Annotated in this window: 14 protein-coding genes; 2 read left to right on the plus strand and 12 right to left on the minus strand. The window is 51.4% G+C overall.

Features of this window, described 5'->3' with window-relative positions; genetic code table 11:
• Positions 1-103: 103 nt before the first annotated feature.
• The 8 genes from ACFSUC_RS03075 to ACFSUC_RS03110 form a co-directional block, all read right to left on the minus strand.
• Complete coding sequence (locus ACFSUC_RS03075) at positions 104-3,943, minus strand: collagen binding domain-containing protein (protein ID WP_379927998.1); 3,840 nt, start codon at positions 3,941-3,943, stop codon at positions 104-106.
• Positions 3,940-4,761, minus strand: coding sequence for a class D sortase (locus ACFSUC_RS03080; RefSeq protein WP_379927999.1), 822 nt, complete (start codon positions 4,759-4,761; stop codon positions 3,940-3,942). Before ACFSUC_RS03080 ends, ACFSUC_RS03075 begins: the two co-directional genes overlap by 4 nt.
• A gap of 233 nt (positions 4,762-4,994) precedes the next feature.
• Positions 4,995-6,155 (minus strand): response regulator, encoded by a 1,161-nt coding sequence (locus tag ACFSUC_RS03085; RefSeq protein WP_379928000.1) that lies wholly within the window; start codon positions 6,153-6,155, stop codon positions 4,995-4,997.
• Between the two features lie 189 nt (positions 6,156-6,344).
• Entirely contained in the window at positions 6,345-7,328 is a 984-nt protein-coding gene (locus ACFSUC_RS03090; RefSeq protein WP_379928001.1) for a polysaccharide deacetylase family protein, read from the minus strand.
• Positions 7,329-7,334: 6 nt separating this feature from the next.
• The gene (locus ACFSUC_RS03095) at positions 7,335-8,381 is read right to left on the minus strand and encodes a hypothetical protein (RefSeq protein ID WP_379928002.1); all 1,047 of its coding nucleotides are present in this window, start codon (positions 8,379-8,381) and stop codon (positions 7,335-7,337) included.
• A gap of 15 nt (positions 8,382-8,396) precedes the next feature.
• Positions 8,397-9,761: an ANL family adenylate-forming protein gene (locus ACFSUC_RS03100; RefSeq protein ID WP_379928003.1), complete on the minus strand. Its 1,365-nt coding sequence runs from the start codon at positions 9,759-9,761 to the stop codon at positions 8,397-8,399.
• Positions 9,758-10,462 (minus strand): SDR family NAD(P)-dependent oxidoreductase, encoded by a 705-nt coding sequence (locus tag ACFSUC_RS03105; protein WP_379928004.1) that lies wholly within the window; start codon positions 10,460-10,462, stop codon positions 9,758-9,760. The genes ACFSUC_RS03100 and ACFSUC_RS03105 overlap by 4 nt, the downstream gene beginning before the upstream one ends.
• Positions 10,459-10,761: a hypothetical protein gene (locus ACFSUC_RS03110; RefSeq protein ID WP_379928005.1), complete on the minus strand. Its 303-nt coding sequence runs from the start codon at positions 10,759-10,761 to the stop codon at positions 10,459-10,461. Before ACFSUC_RS03110 ends, ACFSUC_RS03105 begins: the two co-directional genes overlap by 4 nt.
• Positions 10,762-11,019: 258 nt before the next feature.
• On the opposite strand from ACFSUC_RS03110, the gene ACFSUC_RS03115 reads away from it, so the two are divergent.
• Together ACFSUC_RS03115 and ACFSUC_RS03120 are read left to right on the plus strand one after the other, a co-directional pair.
• Positions 11,020-12,429, plus strand: coding sequence for a UDP-N-acetylglucosamine 2-epimerase (locus tag ACFSUC_RS03115; protein WP_379928006.1), 1,410 nt, complete (start codon positions 11,020-11,022; stop codon positions 12,427-12,429).
• A 2-nt stretch (positions 12,430-12,431) separates the two neighbouring features.
• Positions 12,432-13,130: an acetyltransferase gene (locus ACFSUC_RS03120; protein ID WP_379928007.1), complete on the plus strand. Its 699-nt coding sequence runs from the start codon at positions 12,432-12,434 to the stop codon at positions 13,128-13,130.
• Positions 13,131-13,162: 32 nt separating this feature from the next.
• Here ACFSUC_RS03120 and neuC read toward each other — a convergent pair whose 3' ends face one another.
• The 4 genes from neuC to ACFSUC_RS03140 all read right to left on the minus strand — a co-directional run bounded on the left by neuC (position 13,163) and on the right by ACFSUC_RS03140 (position 20,894).
• Positions 13,163-14,320, minus strand: a complete 1,158-nt coding sequence (neuC, locus tag ACFSUC_RS03125) for a UDP-N-acetylglucosamine 2-epimerase (RefSeq protein ID WP_379928008.1) — start codon at positions 14,318-14,320, stop codon at positions 13,163-13,165.
• Positions 14,317-15,369, minus strand: a complete 1,053-nt coding sequence (gene neuB, locus ACFSUC_RS03130) for an N-acetylneuraminate synthase (RefSeq protein WP_379928009.1) — start codon at positions 15,367-15,369, stop codon at positions 14,317-14,319. The genes neuC and neuB overlap by 4 nt, the downstream gene beginning before the upstream one ends.
• Entirely contained in the window at positions 15,366-16,517 is a 1,152-nt protein-coding gene (locus tag ACFSUC_RS03135; RefSeq protein ID WP_379928010.1) for a DegT/DnrJ/EryC1/StrS family aminotransferase, read from the minus strand. The genes neuB and ACFSUC_RS03135 overlap by 4 nt, the downstream gene beginning before the upstream one ends.
• Before the next feature lie 327 nt (positions 16,518-16,844).
• On the minus strand, positions 16,845-20,894 hold the full coding sequence (locus ACFSUC_RS03140) for a WIAG-tail domain (RefSeq protein WP_379928011.1): 4,050 nt from the start codon (positions 20,892-20,894) through the stop codon (positions 16,845-16,847).
• Positions 20,895-20,967 lie beyond the last annotated feature (73 nt).

Raw genomic sequence — 20,967 nt, forward strand, 5'->3', positions numbered from 1 at the left:
AAAATGTCTCCGATGACGTACCGCCAAATGCTCGCAAATGCAGCATAAAATGGACTCCGTGATTGACGGAGCCCAATGAATACAGTTTTATTATTTTATCTGTCTACTTGACGGGGAGCAGTTCACTAAGCCCGGCATCGACGGTCAGATTTTCTTCCCCTGCTCCGAGTGTAATGACATCACTGCAGCCACTGCCTGCATGTCCGCTCGCCAGATCAGCACCTCTATTTGCATCGGAATCCATCGCAGTATCATTTCCCTGCATGAAGCCGGTCATTTCGTAGCCGCCTGGGGCAGTGAAACAAACTCGATAATTCCCTGCTCTCAAATCTTCAAACAAGTAATAGCCTGGTTTGCCATCCTTATCCGCAGTTTGCATGTCTGCAACCTTCACATAGGTACCTGTGCCATTTTCCTTGTACAACTCGACCGTTGCCCCGTTAATCCCTTTTACTTCTGGTTCGTCCTGAATGCCATTTTTATTCTCATCGACCCACACGTAGTTCCCAATGCTTCCCAGCACTAAACCGGCGTCAATCGTCAAATTTTCTTCTCCAGCACCCAACGTGATCTCACCACTGCAACCTGTTCCGGTTCTTCCCGCAACCAGACTTTCTGATGCATCCGCGTCTGAATCAAGCGCGGTATCGCTGCCTTGCAGCTCACCCGTAAGCGCATAGCCTGCTGGTGCCTCGAAGCAAACCCTGTAATTGCCCGCTCTAAGATCATCAAACAAATAATAGCCCGGCTTGCCATCTTTATCTGTTGTTCGCATATCCGCCACTTTTACATAGGTACCTGTGCTATTTTCTTTATACAACTCGACCGTTGCCCCGTTAACCCCATTTTCCTCAGTCTCGTCCTGGATACCGTTCTTGTTCGAATCAACCCATACATAATTACCCAGACTTCCAAGGAGAGGATCATTGGCAACCGTTATTTCTTTATCGGGATTAGATGCATCCAGTGTAATCACTTGCTCATTATGGACACTTAACTCATAGCCTGCCGGTGCTTGTTCCTCTACAAGCTTGTAATCTGTGAACAATAAATGGTCAAAGGTTACTTCACCATTTGCATCCGTGGTCGCTATCTGGATCAGCTGTCCATTGGATTGGAAGTACAGCGAGAATACTGCCCCCTGGAGCACTTCCGATGGATCATCGACATCCACCTTCGTCACCGTTAAGCTTCCTACTGTCCCGCTTCCAGACCCCGATCCTCCCGACAGTTGAATCTGATAATTTTTGTTGGAATTCGTCGTGCCAGATAAGATGCCTGTTCCTCTAAAATCCACTTCATTGCTTACTGTTTCACCGTGAGAGGCTTGAATAAAGGATTGATATTCCAGTATATACGGTTGATCAAAAGCTTGAGTAAATACGATTTCAAAGGACCGACTTCCGTTGCCATCATCGATCATCTGCAGCGTATAGTCCGTATCCTTCACCAGCTCGTTACTGCTGTTCTTCGTCACATTTCCATGAATATCAACGTTTGTTTCATACACATGAAAAGTGTCATCCAGTAATATTTGATTGGTGCTTGGCGTATCTATGATCTTCATCCCGGCAGGCAGAGAGGATTGTCCACGATTGATCCAAACCTCCCAATCCATTTTCAGTCCATCCTGACTGCCGTCTTTGTAAACATATTCCGTTCCGTGATTTACCGGCACAGAAGCGGTCCACGAAGCCTCTTCAGCAGCCCCGTCAAACAATTTTGCCGTATTGGCATAATTGCCGTCTACCAGCTGATTGGCTAATGTTGTCTTGTACGTCACCCAATATGGACGGTGAATCGCATTGTCAAAGGTGATTTCAAAGCCCGGGTTCCCTAGTCCATCGTTTATTGTGTCGTTTAATGTGAAGCCGCTTGTGATCTCATTTCCTTTTTGAACGCCATTGGCTCCGCCGGTAAGATTCATTTCATATACTTGAATAGAGCCCGGTACCCGTTCCTGCCCTTGTAAGATAAAATCTTCTACGGAAGCATTCGAATAAGCATTCAGATTGTAGTTTAATCCGATATCCCATGTTATTTCCTTGGTAACGGCGTTATACGAACCATACTTGAATCCGTTATTTTGGGTGTATCCGTCTGGATTGAAGACAGCTTGAATCGTTTTGGTTGTTTGCGCTATGCTGCTTTCTTCCCATGCTATTTCCGCTCGATTGCTGAAGCCTTGACCCGAATGATTTCGTGCTTCCGGATCAAAAGACGTGGTGTAAGTGATCGAGTGCATATTTGAAATCGTGTTTAAAAATGTAATCTCGAAACCGCCGTACACATGATCCGTTACCGTATAGTCCGCACCAACCGTGAGTGGATGATTTCCTTCATCTGTAATCGATAGCGATCCTGGGACCAACGCCATTCCGGCATTAGGATACGTATCTGTGATGACTACATTCTCCATGCTATAGTCATCACGGTTAAATGTCAGGTTCCAATTCGCTGTTTTATTGGCATAGTCAATGGATTGATTGCTTTTTTCCAGTATGCCTTGTCTGATATTGCGGTTAGCAGATTTTGTTATGGCTTCGCTCGTCATCGTGACTTCATTTGTCATTTGCTGATCGTCATATACTTTATCCGTCATCTTTGTTTGGTACACGATCTTATATGGTTTTTGGACAGCTTGGTTAAACTGGAAGATGAAGCCGTCTCCTGTGCCGTATTCGGTGATCGTGTATTGTGAAGCATTGACTAAGGATTGACCGGTTTCATTTCCGTTGCCTGGATCTAATGTTACTTCATATACCTCAAACGAAGGCACTAGCAGATCCACCGCTAACCCTTGCGAAGTAGAGAAGGTATCCTCTAGCTTTGCATCCGTCTGACTAATAGACTTGGAATTATAATTGTATTGTATTTCCCATTCGACCGTTTGGGTGCTGCGTTCATAGCCGCTGCTCCGCTTATTCAACGGTTCTCCACGACTGATCGACACGCTGCTGGTTGCATTCCTTTGAATACCGCCATCTGCCGTAATCGTTGCCGTATTGGAGAATAGCCTGTTTCCGTCCCAGTCCGCGGTAATATCGCTCGTAAACTTCACCCGATAGGCTTTATCGATTTTGCCAAGACTCAAGTCGAGCGCACTGCTTGTGGAATGATCCGTGTATGCACCAGCATTCACCAGCGCACCTTGTGTCACGGTTCCATCCAGTTCAACATGTAATTCATAGATTTCAATAGAACCTGTATCGAGCTCCAGGCCGCTTTCTAGTACATCACTCAGATTCGCGTTCTGGATAACGTCCAGCCTTTTGTTCACATCTATGGTCCAGACTATCTCTGTTCCATTGTATCCACTATTCGGCACTCCGCTTTTCTCAATCAAACTGCCGCTCTCCGGCTTGAGCTTGATTGGGATTATTTTGCCTACACCTGCTATGTCCGGAAATACAAGATTTCTATCTGTGCTCCCTGTAAGATCTTCCCTGATGACACTCCAAACCTTCAACTCGCCGCCAATGTTTGATAAAATTTCAATATTATGATTGAATGTCATCATAACAAGGTTGTTGCTTTTCAAAACGGTAAATGTACCTACATCTCCGTTAGGAGTAGACAAAGGCAACGGCGAAATATCGTTATATAATTCAAATTCCGAAGGCAATGTAAACTCAAACGTATCTCCGGCTGTCGCGCCATGACCATTTGGAAGCTCCCAATTGTAGTGCAGCACCGTTTGAGTTTCCAGCGGGTATCGATTTTCTGGATGATATACGGCATCGATGACCGTAATCTCGTCGGTTTCCGTCAATTTTACGTCCGTTAGGTTTACAGGCGCTGCCGCTGCCTCAGCTATTGGCATCCCAAATGGCACAAACATATGTATGATAAGCATACCTATCAATATAGCTGTCAATGATTGCTGCCACATTTGTCTGTTTCCTTGTTTCTGGCGTCTGCGTTCATCCATTCTGTTCATCATACATCACTCTCTCTTCCTTCTTCCATTCTAATCATGTCTTTGTTTTCTTTGTTTCCCTTGTTTTCGTTTAACTCATGGATGCTGGATACGTGTACCAATGATGCCTTCACAATCAGTCTGTGGGTGGGGTTTTTCATCGGCTCACACGTAATTAACGTCAATTCCTGTTTGCCTGGATCTTGATCTAGGACATGAAGACCGTCAGGTTCCACCAGGAAAGTAGATTCCACTTCATACATGTAGTCCTCATCCATCGTCTCCAGCGTGATCCGATCCCCTTGCATCAGTTCATCCAAACGGCTGAATTGTTCACCATGCGTCCAGCTTCGATGTCCTGCCAGAACAAAATTCCCGTGTTCGCCTGGCTGAACATCCGGCAGTACGGACCCTACCCCTAACTGAAGCGTCTTCTTCGTTGCACCTTCCAGAACCGGTTCCAGCAAGTCAATGGCCTCAATCGAAATCTTGCCGATCAACGCTTGTCCTTCGAATGCCAGAAGCTCATTGCGCTTTCCTGCATCCTCTTCTGCCTCCTCCTCTGTTCGCCCTTCTAATACACTTGCCAAGTTTCTGATCACTGCCGCATCATACGATGGATCAGGAACAGGGGCCTGAGCTGACTTAACGTTCGCATTTCGTACTTCATCCCAATTCGCCAGCAGTGCTTGTTGCTGCCTTTCTTGCATATATTGATTCCACCACGGATACAAGATGAGCACGACGCCTGCGGCAAACAGCATCAACCCCATGAATTTCCGGATTGTAATCGGAACGCGGCTCTTCGTATCACGATTAGATGTCCAAGGAAACCTCTTCAATGTCTTGCACACCTCCTTGCAACAAATGATTATCTATGCAGCTTCTTGTTGAAATTTGCAAAATACAGCATCTTGATCAGTATACTGGAGTGCGCTGACCAACCACTGACCAATACAAATACGAAAAAAAAAAAAGACGTGACTGGTTGCGCCGCCGCTACATTCCGGCTTCCAGTACACGTCTTATACGAATGGTCAGAGATTGCTTGTAGCGGACCGGCATCGTACCGCCCCTATTCCCGATGGCTGCTTGTCCAGTCCTCATACCATTTCATCATCTCAGGGTCTGGCACAGCATCCATTTCTTGCTCCAAAACACTTGCCATATGTAAAAACTGCGAGACAGCCGATCTCCGGTCATTCATGTCGACATAAATGCGGATCATCGCCCAGTGCGCCTGCTCCAGCATAGGATCCAACCTCACCATTCGGGCATATACGGCTAGTGCAACGAGGGGTTGTCCTTCTTGTACATAATAAGCTGCCAATTGATGGGCCTGGTGCTGCCACATCATCTTCAGTCGCTGGCGTTCCGATTCCGCCCAGAGAAATCCGTCTTCTCCGAAGTAATCTCCCTCATATGCTTCAAACAGGCGTTGATAATCCTCCACAGTATGTTCGGATATGATTGGCAATGCTGTCAGTTCTGCCTCCCATTGCTCCGCGTCCAAAGCCATATGATTCATTTCCAGCATATAGCCATACTGCACATAGCTTATGACACATGCATCCTGTAAGCCATGCTCCTTCAAAAGGCTGCGAATCCGGTAAATACTCGTTTGCAAATTAACGAGACCGGCCTTCTCTTCCACCTCCGGCCACAGCAATTCAATGAGCGTATCCCTGCTGATTACTTGCCCCCTGCAATGAAGCAAATAAGCAAACAGCTCTTTAATTTTCATGGTTCGCCACTTTAGTTGTATTAGCTCTTGCCGTGCATTGACCAGTTGCAAACTTCCCAAGCATTTCATGCAAATTACGATTGGGGTGTCTACTTCGGACAGAGCAACGTGGGGCTGCAGAGCCAATCGTTGCGCAATGCGCTCGCGGATACGTTCCATCGTTACATTTAACCGCTCCATAGAGACCGGTTTCAGCAGATAATCCAACGCGTACAAGCGAAAGGCTTCCACTGCGTAATGATCATAGGCGGTAACAAATACGACCTCTGTATCCGCCGAGATTTCCTTTATTTCCGCAGCAACATCCAGTCCGCTGACTTCCGGCATTTGAATATCCAACAATACCACATCAGGGCGCAGATTTGCCATTTCTTTTAACGCTTCAGCAGCATGGATATACGAATGAATACCTTCAATTTTATTCACACCGCTTAGCAACTGTTCCATTCTGAGCAACGCCAATCTCTCATCATCGATGATCATGACTCTCATCTACTTCACCCGCTTCTATATTCCAATAACATTTCTACAGGCATTCTCCCTGTTCAGCTTAATTTTGTCAATGAAATCCTGGTGTAAAAAACAGAAACATTCTCTCCAACATGGTGGCATCTCCATTAGCAACAAAAAAGACCTTGAATGGTTCAATGATAAACCAGTCAAGGTCAAAACGATTCCTACTTATCTCCACTGCAAAATTTGACGTGTCCAGCGGTTAGGGGGGGCATCGCCCTGCATCGGGAAATCCACCGTGTCCAGTCGGTTCAGCGTATACGCGTGGCTGGGGGTAAGGGTGGAGAGGCCGACCTGTGTCGTCAGGGCCATCTGGAAGCGATGCTTGCGTAACAGCTCGATCATGGACGCATTGTAACCGCCATACGGGTAGCACATCACCCAGGAAGAGCGGCTCACACCCACTTCCTGCAAAAAGGCCATCGTGCCCGCCACTTCCTTCTCCTGTTCCTCTACAGACAGTGCATCCAGCCAGCAGTGCTGATCGCCGTGCCCGCCAATATACATGCCGTTTCTGGCCATACATCTGATCTGATCCATGCTCATATACAGCTCGGTGGCCAGGATGGATTCATCGGTCGAGACATATCGCTGGAACAGTTCATCTACGATCGGCTCCCTCACCTGAACGGGCAGCTCTTTTTGCAGCATTCGCTTCAGGAAAATGACTTCCTTGCTGTCCAGTCGATTGGCCACCGCCAAACGCCGGACATAGGATGCGTTACTGTCCAGCGCATAGTTCTCCCGATGTTGATCCAGCAGGTCAAACAGATCGCGGATGACTGGTTCCAGGCGAGTAGCCGATTCCAAAATAAAATGAATCTTGTTCACCTGCAGCACTTTCTTTTCGCGAATCGGCTTCGCAGCCGGGAAGAAGCTGCCCTGAATGCCGCGCTCATGCAACAGAGGAAACACATTTGTATAATGGTCCAAATAACCGTCATCGAAGGTCAGCAGGAGCGCGCGAGCTGGCAGATCCTGCCCGGAATTGAGGGCAGCGATACACGCCTCCATGGTCACAAACGTATAATAACGGGCAAAATAGTCCAGCTGTGCTCTGAACTGGGAAGTGAGCAGTCCCTTAATACCCGGGTACCGCATATAGGGCAGGTCTCGCACATAGTGATACATCACAATGGTCAGTGTCTGCATCCCGTCTCACCTGCCGATCTGATTGGGACGATCCTGATCAGAATCACCCTTGAAGAGGTAATAGGGTCTGTCTGAGGATTGTTTATAGGCGAATTCAAGTTCAACATTCTCTTGACTGAACGGTTCGAAGTAATTGGGAATGATGACCGAACGATCTCCATCCCGCTTCTGAAAACCAGCTTGCCTGATGATCTGCTCTTGCATGCCGTGCTGATAGAAATCTACATATTCCGCTCCGCTATCCAGCAAGAGTTGCTGCAAGCAGGGGCCGAGTCCGATCCACGCTTCCTCCCTGCCGATATAGTCCACAATCCGAATCGCCCGACTGGTCTGATGCTTTGCGGTTCGCATCACAATAAAGCCTTGAGGGGCTTCTTCCCTCACAATGGCATACGTATCATACCGATAGGAAGGATGGCGAAAATAGCGCTGGCGGAAATAGGTCCTCGTCTTATGCGGTATCGCACCGGTTGTCGCGACAAGACCATGGTCCACACCGGACAGGAAGCTCGATTCCTCACAGCGGATCAATTGAACACGTTCCTGGCTCGATTCATTCTGCATACTCCTTCGATCCTCGTCGCTGATCCCGCTGGCAAGCTGGAACGAACGGAGATTCGGATGAAGCATGTAGAAATGACGAAGCTTTCCAGTCGTATAGCCCATCAGCCGATAGATCGATCGCGCCACTTCACTGATGCCAAGCGCCGCAATCGACCTTGGATTCACCTCTGACATGAGATAGGACAAGAGCTGCATGCCAAGTCCTGCAGACCGACTGCCTTCCTTCACCTTCCAGATCGACAGCCATATATCCGGGTTCACGGTCAGGGAAGGGTCAAACTGGCTCGTCGGAATGAAGCCCAGCACGCCTTCAAGCTCTCCACTCGGCTGAACAGCAACGACAAAATGATCGTGGCCTGCCTGCTCATTCCGGTATTGCCAATCCATCAGCGCCGGATCGAGAACCAGCGGATGATCCGCCTTCCAGTGTTCGTGAATGAACCGGGTAAGCCTGCCTCGTTCTTCCAGACGGCTAAAGCGAATATCCAATGCCTCTTCCCCCTCTCATGAAGATCCCGGCTTTCTCATTTTTTTGAAACGTGTACTGTGCAGCGGCTCCTCTGTGACCGTGATTCTCACCGGAATCTTGAATGCCTCCAGCTGCTGTCGGCAATGCGTGCGTACCTGTCTCATCCAGTATGAACGGGATTCCTTCTCGGACAGCGGGCGAAGCGGCCGGATAACCGCGCAGACGATCTGTCCGGTCAAGGCATGTGCCTCCCCGTAAACGAGAACCTCGGCGATTCCCTCCATCGCTTCGATCACCTGCTCCACTTCAGCCGGATAAACCTTCTCCCCGCCCACATTAATCATCTCGGATTTGCGCCCCCGGATGCGCACATACTCGCCATCTACCTCAACCGCATCGCCCGTCATGAACCAGCCATCGGTCGTAAATGGGCTGGGTGCGTTCAGGTAGCCCAACATGGCAGATTCGGCCTTGATTTGCAGCATGCCGTCCACAACTCTCGTTTCATAGCCTTCCCCGCCGATCTTCACCCACAGGGAATCGGAGGATCTGGACTTCGAACGAAGCGTCCCTACCTCTGTCGTGCCATATTTCTGCAGCAGCTTCACCTGCGGGAACAGCGCATTCAGCTTCTTCAGCGTCGCTTCCGGCATCACTTCCGTGCCGTACGTAATGTATTTGAGTGAGCTCAGGTCATAGCGCTCATACGCTTCACTGAGCAGGAACAGCTTCAAGAAGGTAGGGGAAACCGGCAGCACCTCCGCCCGAAACGTCTCTATGGCCTGACAGACAGCATCCGGACTTCGATCACGAATCGTAATGAGGCAGCTTCCGTTGGATAGAGCGTACAGCAGAGTGTCCAGTCCGCCAATATGGTCAAATAGCAAAAACGAAATGGTGCGATAATTATGGCGTTGCTGTCTATATTTCTTCATCAGTTTCGTCACATCGTGCACCGCCGCTTTGCTCGTACCTGTCGTCCCGGAGGAAAACAGCACGAGTCCGGCATGATTCAGCTTTCGCAGCTGGGCGTAAAACGGATGGACCGCCTGAACAGGCCGGCGGAAGGCCTCGACCTGATCCTGCGCATCAAAACGGATTCGCCACTCTGTCTGCGAAATGTCCCGCCAGCTTTCCTTCTTGCTCGCCACCTGGTGAGAGACCGGTACGAGCATGCAGTTCCGCTCGAGCAGCACCAGCAGCATGGAGACCGCCCGTGGAGAGAAATCCGCTTCCAGCATGACCACCGAGCCCGGCTCGATCTGCCTCTGCGCCAGCCATTGCCGATCTGCTGCCATCTGCTCGAGCAGCCAGGCGTATGTCACCACCTGACCCTGCCAGCCGATCGCCTCCTGCTCCCCACAGGCCGCAAAACGCTCGAGCAGCGGGCCAACCGTCATGACACACCACCCAGATATACAATCTGTCCGGTCACAAAGTCACTGTCTTCCCGAATAAAGAAATCAATCACATTGGAAATGTCTCGAAATTCCCCAAACCGTTTGACCGCCTGTCGATCAATCAATGCATCCATCTTGGCTTGCGGGACAGAACGAATCAGATCGGTCTTCACCGGGGTGGGTCCTACCGCATTGACCGTAATGCGAAAAGGGGCCAGTTCTCGCGCCATCACTTCGGTCAAGCTCGAAACCGCCGCCTTGGAAGCAGCATAGACCGCCTCTCCCTCCAGCCTGAGCGGAGTGGCCACCGTGGCAAAATTCACGATTCTCCCGTAACGAGACTTGCGCATCAGCTTTGCCGCTTCCCGGCAAAACAGAAAGGTGCCAAACACATTGGTGCTGAAAATATTCTCGACCGTCTGCAGCGGCGTCAGCAGCAGATGATTCATCGAGGCAATGCCCGCATTGTTCACTAGCACATCTACATGCCCGTGCTTGCCTGCAATATCTGCAAACATCGCTTTTACCTTCGGTTCATCTGCGACGTCGAGGCAATAGTGATGATAATGCCGGATCTCTTCTTCTGCTGCCCCCCTGCTGCAACCGATCACTTCATAGCCCCGCTCCGTATAATACTCGACCAGATACCGTCCGATCCCTTTTCTGGTTCCGGTAATGAGCATGACTTTCCGGTTCGTCATTCCGCTCCCTCCAGTGTATCTGCAATATAATCGATCAGTGTCCCTATCGAGCGAAAAGGACTGTTGCGCAGTGACATCGCCTTCTCGTCCGCCAGCGTAATCGTCTGCTGCGTCTCCTCTTCCACCTTCATCTCAACGGTCACAATCAGATGAACCAGCTCCAGTGAGTCCAGCCCCTCATTGCCCCCAAACAGGACAGTATCGCGTGTGCAGGCCAGCTTTTTCTCGTCTGGCCACTGTGCATTCAACTCCTCGATTGCCGCGTATACCAGCTCCGAAATGTTTGCTTTACGATCCATCGTCGTTCATCTCCCTTTCCTGTCCAGATTCATGGATTTCCTTTTCACGTGCCACCTCAGCAGCTTGCTCACGAACAGACGCATACGACACCATGCTGCTAATAATGTATGTACGAGCAAACCCAATCGTCCTAGATGAATGTGCAACCCGTTCAAAATGGTTCGCTCACCTATGCCAACCTATCCCGAGCAGACATACGTTATATAAGGACATCCGACAGCGAGGCTCGAATCCCATGTTGTTAAGGAGTGGAAGGAATGAATCCAGCCTTTTACCACGCGCTAATGCGAACCGCATCATTCTTCAAATATTACGGACATATTCGCTATCGTTCTGTGCCGGTCGCCAGAGCGATGTTTTACGCGTTCCACCGCAAGGAAATGAAACGACTGTCCAAAAGACGTCTTCGCGCCTATCCAAATATGAAAGCACGCAAACGAAAACTGTATACCCAGCTCATCCGAACAGAGCCGCTGCGCCGCCTGCCTTATCGTCCCCATCCGAGACTGCCGGGCAAAATCATCTACAGCCCCCATGCCGTTCAGGGAATATCTGTTCATCCGCGAACCAGCATCGTATGCGGTCAGCTGCGGTCCGATCGCAAAATGTTGGGCCGTTCCCAAGTTCCCTTCTGCATCCCCGCACAGATGAGGCCCTTGAACAAAAAAAGCTACCGCATTCTACTCCGGCACATTCGCCGTACGATGCGGAACAAACGTGTGCCCAGTTACTTGAGAACCCGCTCCTTCTACCGATGGATGGCAGCCCAGCTCGTGGACGTCATGCGGATTATCGACGGAACCGAGAGGCTCATGCGCAAAAACCGGATCAAGGGCGTCGTGCAGCATTCCACTGTCCACCCGCTCGGCTATATCCTGATGCACATGGCCAAGCAGCGGGGCATCCGCACCATCAACCTCCAGCACGGTCTGAACGATGACTATCAGCTGATGTCCAGCTACGTACACTACTATGTCGCCTGGGGGAGCATGCACAAAAAGCGATTGACGCTGCTGGGCGTCCCGGCCCGAAAAATCGCCTTGATCGGCAGTCCACGGTTTGACGTCATCTATCGCCGCAAATGGCTCCATAAAGCACAGCTGGCACGCAAGCTGAAATATTCCGCCAAAAAATTCGTATTCGTCTATCCCGAACAACCTTTAAATATCCGCAAAAACCGGGCGGCACTCAGATTGATCGTCCGCTCACTGACCCCCTATCGAAGAAAAGTCATTCTCATTGTGAAAAAACATCCCCGCCAGCGAAAATCGACTCTGTCTAGGCACACCTTGCGCAAGCTGCGCTACATTCGACAGATCACCCATCGCCACCTTCATCTGTATCATCTATTGAAAGGATCCAATGCGGTCATTGTTCAATTCTCCACCGCTGGCATTGAAGCGATGCTGTTTCGCAGACCTACCATAGCACTGGCCATGTATAAAAATACGCTGAAGCACGAATTTTCCTATTATGCAAGCAGCAGATGGATCACTTCCGCACGCGGTCAAAGACAAATGAATGCCATTACCAGGAAGATGATATCCAGCAAGCGTTATCGCAATGCCGTCCTGCGCAAGCAAAACCGTTACCTGCGAAGCGCCTACCGCGTCAAGGTAGCCGGACCAGTCGTCAAGAAATATATACGGGCCAGAACGGGACGATAAGCATGACAAATCGAAAACCTGGCAATCAGCTACAAACCGGGACGACGCAGCAAAAAGTCATCGGCATCATCGGTACGGGTGGCCACGCCAAGATCGTCACGGATATATTCCAACTCGTTGAACCGCAGACACAGCTCCTGTTCGTCAGTGCCCATCCCGAGCAAGCCGGTGCATACTTTAATCCTTACCGCATCTACCCAGATCAGGCAGGCGAGCTGGCCCGGCTCCAGGCACAGTGCAACAAGTGGCACGTCGCTATCGGCCATATCCCCACCCGCCGACAAAAGCTTGCACAGCTGCGAAGGCTCAGCGCCACGATCACCAGCGCCATACACCCGAGCAGCATCTGTGCAGACTCCAGTACGGTCGGCACAGGCAGCACCATCTGTGCTTCGGTCGTAGTGGGTGCGGACACGCATCTTGGAGAAGGCACCATCGCCAACACAGCCTGCACCCTTGATCATGACGGACAGATTGGCTCCTGGGTGAATATCGGCCCTGGCTGTCATCTGGCCGGTCATGTCACGGTCGGAGAGGGGTCAGAGCTCGGAGCAGGAGCGATCGTCATTCCGCATGTGAAGATCGGCAAGGGATGTATCATCGGGGCTGGCGCCGTCGTGATCCGAGATATACCGGATGACGCTGTAGCCGTCGGCGTTCCGGCAAAAATCATCACAAAAAAAAGGAAAAGCGAAGACTGACAGCTGCTTCGTCTTTCCTTTTTTCGCTGTGATTACATCTGCTTCATCCGCAGTTGTGGATGGTGGATCATTTGTTTCAACGATGCCAGCATGACGTTTTCAGGTGAACCGGTCAGATCATACGGGTTGTGGCTTTCCGAGTCTCGCATGGACAGGCTCAGCGCTTTGCGAATCGCTTGCTGGATCGCGTCGGCATCGGCCTCACAATCGATCACATTGTCACCCCTCGTACGGTTTCGCTGCCGATGGCCAATATGAACAAACGGGAGCTGAAAGAACGGCGCTTCGATAATCCCGCTGCTGCTGTTTCCAATTAACACATCCACTGCTGACAGAAGGAACAAGTAATCGTGGGCCGGTATGGACGGATAGTAACGGGCACGGGGATGCTCCCGGACATAGGCCATCAGTTCGCGGTTAAACTGCCGGCCGCCCGCATCGCTGTTCGCTCCAATACAGATGATGCTGCCCTGCCTCGCTTCCTCCAGTTGCCTGAGCGCCGCCAGCACGGGGGTAATCTGAGCGGCAAATGCCGTGGAATCCTTGGAATCCGGATGCATGACCAGCAGCATCTTCTTCTGATCTCCCTGCAAGCCATACTGCTCAACCAGCTCCGCCTTTCGCTGGGCGGGCATTTGGCGAACCTCATGGAGATCTTTTTTGCGCAGAGAGCCGATCGGGAAAATGCGCCACTCTTCCTCCCCTAGCTGAACAAGTCGGTGCCTGGCTTCCAGGCTCGATACATAATGCAGATGGGCAAAGGCCGAGATCGCCTGTCGAACACCATCGTCTGCAGAACCGCTTTTTTCACCGCCATGAAGATGAACAATCCCGATATTCTGATAATGAGCTGCAATCGCCGCCGCCAGCATCTCCCCCCGATCGCCCAACACCAGGATCAGATCAGGCGCTTGATCCGCAAATAGATCTGCGAAATGAAGCAGGCACAGAGCCAGTGACTTACTCATGCCAGCCAGGGCATCCCCTTGCATAATGGTCAGCGGCCTTGACAGGATCGCAAGCCCGTCCTGCTCAATCGCCTTCACGGTATGCCCATACTCCTGCAGCACATGCATCCCTGTTGCCACGATGTGCAGGTCGATAGAAGCATCCTGCTGCATCGCGAGCAACAGGGGGCGATAGATGCCGTAATCCGCCCTTGTTCCAGTTATACACAATATCCGAATCATGTTCTCCCCTCGCTTAAATCCGTCCAGCTGAGCGGACTTTGTGCAGACAGGGAACGTTGAAGGGTGCGCCCTGTAACACGCGGGTATGCCGATGCCGGGACATCGGTTTCCGGCCTCAGACAGAGCAGATCTGCTTCCTGGAGGACCGTGCCCGCCTTCAGCTCCCGTCTGGCATAAATGCCTCTGCGTACCTTGTTGCGCGTTTCCTGCTCGGAGGGTCTGCATTGCTTGCGCGTGCTGCCGAGCGCCTGTTCAATATGCCGGATTCCCTGTACCATTCTTTTTAACTCGGCAGGTTCAATGGAGGCAGCATGATCGGGTCCTGCCAAATTTCGATCCAGCGTCACGTGTTTTTCGATCACGCGATACCCCATCGCCACAGCCGCGAACGGGATTTCGATGCCCAAGGAATGATCCGAGTAGCCAACCGGGTGACCGAAGGCCGAACGCATCGTCTCAATCGCAGACAGATGAAGGTCGTGATAGGGAGCCGGGTAAGCGGATGTACAGTGAAGAAGTACGATCGGTGTATCAGCAGGCAGTGTATGCAGGGCATCTTCAATGTCTCCCAGTCCGCACATGCCCGTAGAGAGCAGCATCGGTTTGCCGTACTGTCCAATTTGCTTGAGCAGCGGATAATGGGTGATATCCCCACTCCCGATCTTGAATGCCTGTACGCCCATGTTGTGCAGCGCTTCGGCACTTTGCTGGTCGAACGGGGTAGCCAGGAAGAGGATGCCGGAGGCATCGCAATATTGCTTGAGTTCTTCAAATTGGGTTCGGTTCAGCTGATATTGCTGCAACATCTGCTTCTGATTGTCATAGGTCGTCCGTTCCTGCTGATAACCGGTCAGGCCAGCCGTATCCGAGACCAGCTGATCGCTCTCATACATCTGGAATTTGACAGCATCTGCCCCGGCTTCACGCGCATGATCCACCAGCTTCTTCGCCATCTCCAAAGACCCGTTGTGATTGACGCCCACCTCCGCAATGATCCAGGTACGTTCTCCCTTCCACATTTGATCCATCTGCTCGGCATACATACTCATGGCATCTCCCTCCTGACCGCAGTATCCAGCTGCTCCACGACATATTCCTGCTCTTCGGAAGTAATGAGCGAATAAAACGGAATGGCCAGCGTCTGTTCGGACATCTGCTCACAGACTGGAAAATCATCAGGCTGGTAGCCGAATCGTTTCTGATAGGCAGGCTGCAAATGAATGGAAGGAAAATACGGCTTGCTCTGTATCCCGTTGTCCTGCAGCTGCCGGATAACCCGACTGCGGTTGATGGAAGGGGGCAGGACGACCACAAAAACAAACCAGCTCATCTTGCATGACGGCAAAACCCGAATCAGCTGAACCGGTACCTGTTTGGCCTGAATGAGCTGTATATAGCGAAGGGCGGCCGCTTCCCGTTTGGCGAGTATCTCGTCCAATCGCTCCATCTGCGCAAGTCCGACCGCCGCCTGCAAATCCGACATACGGTAGTTATAGCCCACCCGATCGTGGGTCAGCCATTCGCTGTTCACATTTCGGCCCTGATTGCGGTAGCTTGAAGCTGCTTCATATCCTTGCTGTTCCCTCGTAATCAGCATGCCGCCCTCTCCGGTTGTAATCTGCTTGTTCGGATAAAAGGCAAATACACTCATATCCCCAAGTGTGCCTGCTGGCTGACCCTGCCACTGCGCACCGATCGCTTCACAGGCATCCTCAATGATCTTCAGATGATGCAGATCCGCCACACGCTGCACTTCATCCATCTGGCACGGCTGTCCGAATACATGAACCGCCAGAATCGCCTTCGTTCTGCTCGTCACCGCGGCTTCCAGCAAGGAGACGTCCATATTCATCGTGCCGGGTTCAATATCAATAAAAATAGGCTTGACGCCTTCATAAATCAGGCAATTGCTGGAGGCGATAAAGCTGTAAGGCGTCGTGATGACTTCATCGCCTGGCCTCAGTCCCAATGCTTTGACCGCGACATGCAGCGCACTCGTTCCGCTGTTCATCGCCAGAGCATAAGGCACCTTCAGCAGCTTGCGAAAGCTGTCCTCAAAGCCTCTCAGCTTATCTCCAAAGCTGAGCTGGCCCGAACGCAGCGCCTCCAGTACGTATTTCTCCTCCAGTGAGGTAATGTCTGGCTTCGCCAATGGCACAATCATGGAGAATCGATCCTCTCTCATGGAATTTTTCAAGATGATGGACCTCTACTATCTTATTAGTTCGCCCGATGATTTGCGCCATAGACAGATGCACCTTTTTTGAGCGAAGCCCCGACAGCGTCAGTGAAAACAGTACCTTCTAAGGGTCAGCGAAGCCCCGACAGCGTTAGCGAAGCCTTGTCAGCGCAGCAAAGCCTTGTCAGCGCAGCAAAGCCTTGTCAGCGCAGCGAAGCCTCGCTAGCGCTAGCGCTTTCACACGGAGCCGAGAGAGAAGAAAGCGCATTACAGACAGAAAAAGCGTTCCGCTTCCCGGTGCTCGTGGAATCAGAACGCTTGAACTAGGGTGGCTGGACGAGACAATCAGGCTTTCTCGCCAATGGCAATCCAGTGCAGCATGCCTTTTGCAATCAGACTGTAGCGCGCCCGAATCACCTGCAGGACGGCACGATCTGCCTGCACTTCCTTGATGACGGCATAGCAGGCTGGATGATTAGTCATACCTACCACAGTCACCGTTTCATGCTGATAGGGGGCGTCAAAGGCAATGACAATCTCGACATGCTCATCCTTGGCAAACAATTCGAACGGAACCAGACCGAATTGCTGCATCGGCTGCGAGATCGCGGTCTGCATTTGTACGGGCTTGAAATTGAGCTGATTGCAGGACACCGCTTGATCCGCGATCTTCTCATGCGTCACAGCCTGATCAGCCAGTTGGGCGGCAGATACGGTTCCGTCCTGCAACTTCTCACCGGAAATCGATTGTGGCTGGATATGCTCAGATGCAATGATGCCTGCTTGCAAGTGTGCCGCTTCGATCGCCTGCGGCTGAATATGCGTGCCATCTACGGAGCCGGTCTGCAAATGAACGCCTTCGATACTCGCAGCGCTTAATTTGCTTCCGGTGACAGCTGCATCCTGCAGCTTTTCTTCCGACACCGCCTGATCCTGTAACTGCTCTGTTCCCACACTGGACACATCGAGATGGGCATCCGTGATACTGTTCACATCAATATGGTGTGAGGTGATCGCATGTTCCGCAATGCTGTCACCGGTGACTGACTTCGATTGCAACGCCCGGTTCGACACCGAATCAGAGGCCAGGTGACCCTCATGAACGGCTTCCGCAGCCAGATGCCGGGACTCAATCGCCGCCTCGCCGAGATGAATGGCGCCAACATGCCCCGGGGCGATCTTATCCTTCGTCACCGCGGACGGCGATAGGTGGGATTCCTTGACGGCTTCTGCCTGTAATTCATCACCACCCACGCTGCCGCTCGCCAGTTCATCCTGCGTGATCGACTTGGGTTCCAGATGATAGGGCTTCACGCTCGCAGGCATGAGATGATAGCTCTGTATGGATTTGGCCCCGATATGCGTATCCCCGACGCTGTCTGCGCTGATCTTCTCAGCTGTAACGGCTCCGTCGGCGATCTTCGCGGTTGTGACCGCCTCATCCATTAGCTTCGCTTCCGATACCGCTCCCTGACCGAGCTTAGACTCTGTGACGCATTCGTCCTGAAGCTTCTCGGTATGCACGGCATCCTGACCGAGCAGACTGCTCGTAATCGCCCCGGCCTGCACATGCCGGCCACTAATCGCCTGCTCAGCAATGTGTTCGCCCAGCACCGCCTTTTCCGCAATCTTCTCGGCTGAGATGGCATGCTTTTCAAGATGCTGTGCCTGCACAGAGGCGATGGACAGATGACGACTGTAGATGCTGTAAGTCTGAATATGACTGGCATTGACGCTTTTCTTGGCCAGCTTTTCCTCGCCAACAGACTGCGGGTATATATGTCTGGCCAATACGGCCCCTTCCTGAATTTTGGAAGCGTCGATGCTGCTCTCCTGCAGATGTTCATTCTGAATAATCTGCTCTTCGAGATGCTGGCTCTGAACATTGCGCTGGGCAATATGACGGCTATGCACGGACTCGGCATGCAGATGCTGACTGTGAATGGCATCCTGAGCCAGCTTCTTGCCCGTAATGCTGCCATCCTCGATTTTCACACCGGATACCGACTGATCCTTCAGCTTGCTCTCGGAGACGCTGCCGTCACGCAGGTGAGACTCTGCAATGGAGTCATCAGCGAGATGAATGCCTCGAATGGCATATTCCTTCAGGTGAACGGCATCGATGCTTTTCTTGGCCAGCTTGCGGGAGGTGACCGCGTCATCCCTGAGCTTGTCGGAGCTGATGGACTCATCCTGCACATGCTCATTGGAGACGGCATCCACGGCCAGATGCTCATGATGGACACTCTGCGGGCTGATTTTCTCGCGGATCACAGCGCCGTCCTGCAACGCTTGAGACTGCACGGCCTGCGCATGCAGGTGATGAGGTCGAATCGCACCGCTCTGCACATGTCTCTCGGATACCGCATCCACATCCAGCGCATGCTCGGTGATCGTATTTTCATCGAGGTGATACCCCTGAATACTGCCTTCGCGAAGATGTCGGCCTTCAATGCTGCCTGCGATCACATGCTTGCCGCTGATCGAATCCTTCATCAGCTTATCTGCATGGATGGACTCATCCGAGAGCTTGCTGCTGGTGATGGAACCGTCCTTCAGCTTCTTGCCGGAAATCATGTCATCATGAAGATGTTCTTCTGCCACTGTTTTGGGGGCGAGATGCTCTCCCTTGACAGCCTGAGGGCCGATTGCATGAGAGGTGACTGAACCTTCTGCCAAATGGCCGCTCTCGACGGATTTCTCGGCGAGATGCAGACTGTTGACGCTGTTTTCCTTCAGCTTCTCTGCGGAAATGGCATGGTCTTGGAGCTTGTCGGTGGACACGCTGCTCGGTGACAGATGAGCAGCACGGACGCTATGTTCACTTAGATGATCCGACCCGATCGCTTCCGCCTGAATGTGCTCGCCCGTAATCGCAGCCAGGCGCAGTTTCTCTGAGGTGACCGACTGATCCTGCAGCTTACTCGTAGAGATCGAGTCGGCCTGCAAGTGGTCACTCTGAATAGCGCCGGTCTGAATGTGATGCGTCTGCACCGAAGCATCGGAGATTTTCTTGGCGCTGACAGCTCCATTTACGAGATGATCATTGCGGACTGAAGCTTTGGCCAGCTTCTGCGAGGTAATGGCCCCATCCAGCAATTTATCGGTGTTGATCTGCGCATCCATGAGGTGATAGCCGGTAATGACATTTGCCGCGATTTTCCGTCCATCGACCGCGTAATCCTGAATGTGCTTGCTTTTCACGATGGCATGAGCAAGGTGGATATCAAATACGGATTGCAGTGCCAGTTTCTCGGCATTGACGGAACGATCCTTCAGCTTGTCGGTTCCGATCTCCTCTTCCTTGATATGATCAGCACGGATGGCATTGGCTGTAATATGTTCGGCATGAACCGCATGCGGGGCCAGCTTGGTTTCCGTGACCGCTCCGTTCATGAGATGCTCGCTCATAACTGCCCTGTTTGCAATTTTTTCAGAGACGACCGCCTCATGCTTTAATTTATCTGATGTCACGGCGCCATCCTGCAGCTTCGCCGCGTCGATGCTCTCATTTTCCAAATGCTCAGTTTGGACGGTTCCGATCATGATTTTGTCAGAGGTGATCGCACGATCCTGAATCAGTTCGCCGGTGATGGACTGGTGGTGCAAGTGCTTGGTTTCAATCGAGCCTTCTGCAATTTTCATCGCATCAATCGTCTTGTCGGCGAGCTTATCTGACGTTACGCTGTTTGGAGCGAGCTTGTCACCGGTAATCGAGCGCTCCAGAATCTTCTCCCCTGTAATGGCTCCCTTGGAAATATGCTTGCCGTCTACGGCGCCATCGGCAATCTTGTTTCCGATTACACTTTGGTTGGCGAGCTTCGTATGGTCTACGGCATAATCCTTGAGTGCGAGCTTTCCGATCGTTCCCGGGATGATATTGAGTTCATCGATTGAGCGTTTGGCAATTTTGCGGTTGGTGACCGCTTCATCTACAATATCATCGGTATAAATGACGGCCTGCTTTTTCTCTGTTTTACGCTGCATGACCGTGGACAGATCGAGATCATCTCTGTTCTTCTCCTTGTCCAACATTTTTTTATGTCTTTTTACCAGCTCGATCAGGTCATTTTCGATATCCTGTTTTTTGGCAGCACTGAACGACTCCTGTCCCTCTGGTCTGACAGGCTGTTTTTTCTTCTGCTGGACCTGCTGGACAGGGGGCTGCTGCTCCTCCTGTTTACCGCCCTCCTGCTTGGGATGCTGCTCCTCCTCTTCTTCTTCCAGATCTTCCTCTGACAGCTCCTCTTCGTTCAACTCATCATCCTCTGACTCATCAAACACGATGAAGTCACTGTCATCGTCCTCCAGATCCTGAATCAGACTCAGCTCATTAAATTCTTCATTGTAGACTTTTCTCTTTTTCTTTTTTCGGATGGGAGTCCTCTTCTTCATCAACAAGCTCCTTTCTGCTTGCATATATGCTGTAACATATGCACAAATCCAATATCGAGTTACTTGCACATGA

It is taken from the genome of Marinicrinis sediminis (genome assembly GCF_042685085.1).
In the GTDB taxonomy this organism is placed as follows: domain Bacteria; phylum Bacillota; class Bacilli; order Paenibacillales; family KCTC-33676; genus Marinicrinis; species Marinicrinis sediminis.

What these genes read in the sequence shown, in the direction of transcription:
- ACFSUC_RS03075 (WP_379927998.1), bottom strand. Translation starts at nt 3,943, where the DNA reads ATGATGAACAGAATGGATGAACGCAGACGCCAGAAACAAGGAAACAGA.
- ACFSUC_RS03085 (WP_379928000.1), bottom strand. Translation starts at nt 6,155, where the DNA reads ATGAGAGTCATGATCATCGATGATGAGAGATTGGCGTTGCTCAGAATG.
- ACFSUC_RS03090 (WP_379928001.1), bottom strand. Translation starts at nt 7,328, where the DNA reads ATGCAGACACTGACCATTGTGATGTATCACTATGTGCGAGACCTGCCC.
- ACFSUC_RS03100 (WP_379928003.1), bottom strand. Translation starts at nt 9,761, where the DNA reads ATGACGGTTGGCCCGCTGCTCGAGCGTTTTGCGGCCTGTGGGGAGCAG.
- ACFSUC_RS03105 (WP_379928004.1), bottom strand. Translation starts at nt 10,462, where the DNA reads ATGACGAACCGGAAAGTCATGCTCATTACCGGAACCAGAAAAGGGATC.
- ACFSUC_RS03110 (WP_379928005.1), bottom strand. Translation starts at nt 10,761, where the DNA reads ATGGATCGTAAAGCAAACATTTCGGAGCTGGTATACGCGGCAATCGAG.
- ACFSUC_RS03115 (WP_379928006.1), top strand. Translation starts at nt 11,020, where the DNA reads ATGAATCCAGCCTTTTACCACGCGCTAATGCGAACCGCATCATTCTTC.
- ACFSUC_RS03120 (WP_379928007.1), top strand. Translation starts at nt 12,432, where the DNA reads ATGACAAATCGAAAACCTGGCAATCAGCTACAAACCGGGACGACGCAG.
- neuC (WP_379928008.1), bottom strand. Translation starts at nt 14,320, where the DNA reads ATGATTCGGATATTGTGTATAACTGGAACAAGGGCGGATTACGGCATC.
- neuB (WP_379928009.1), bottom strand. Translation starts at nt 15,369, where the DNA reads ATGAGTATGTATGCCGAGCAGATGGATCAAATGTGGAAGGGAGAACGT.
- ACFSUC_RS03140 (WP_379928011.1), bottom strand. Translation starts at nt 20,894, where the DNA reads ATGAAGAAGAGGACTCCCATCCGAAAAAAGAAAAAGAGAAAAGTCTAC.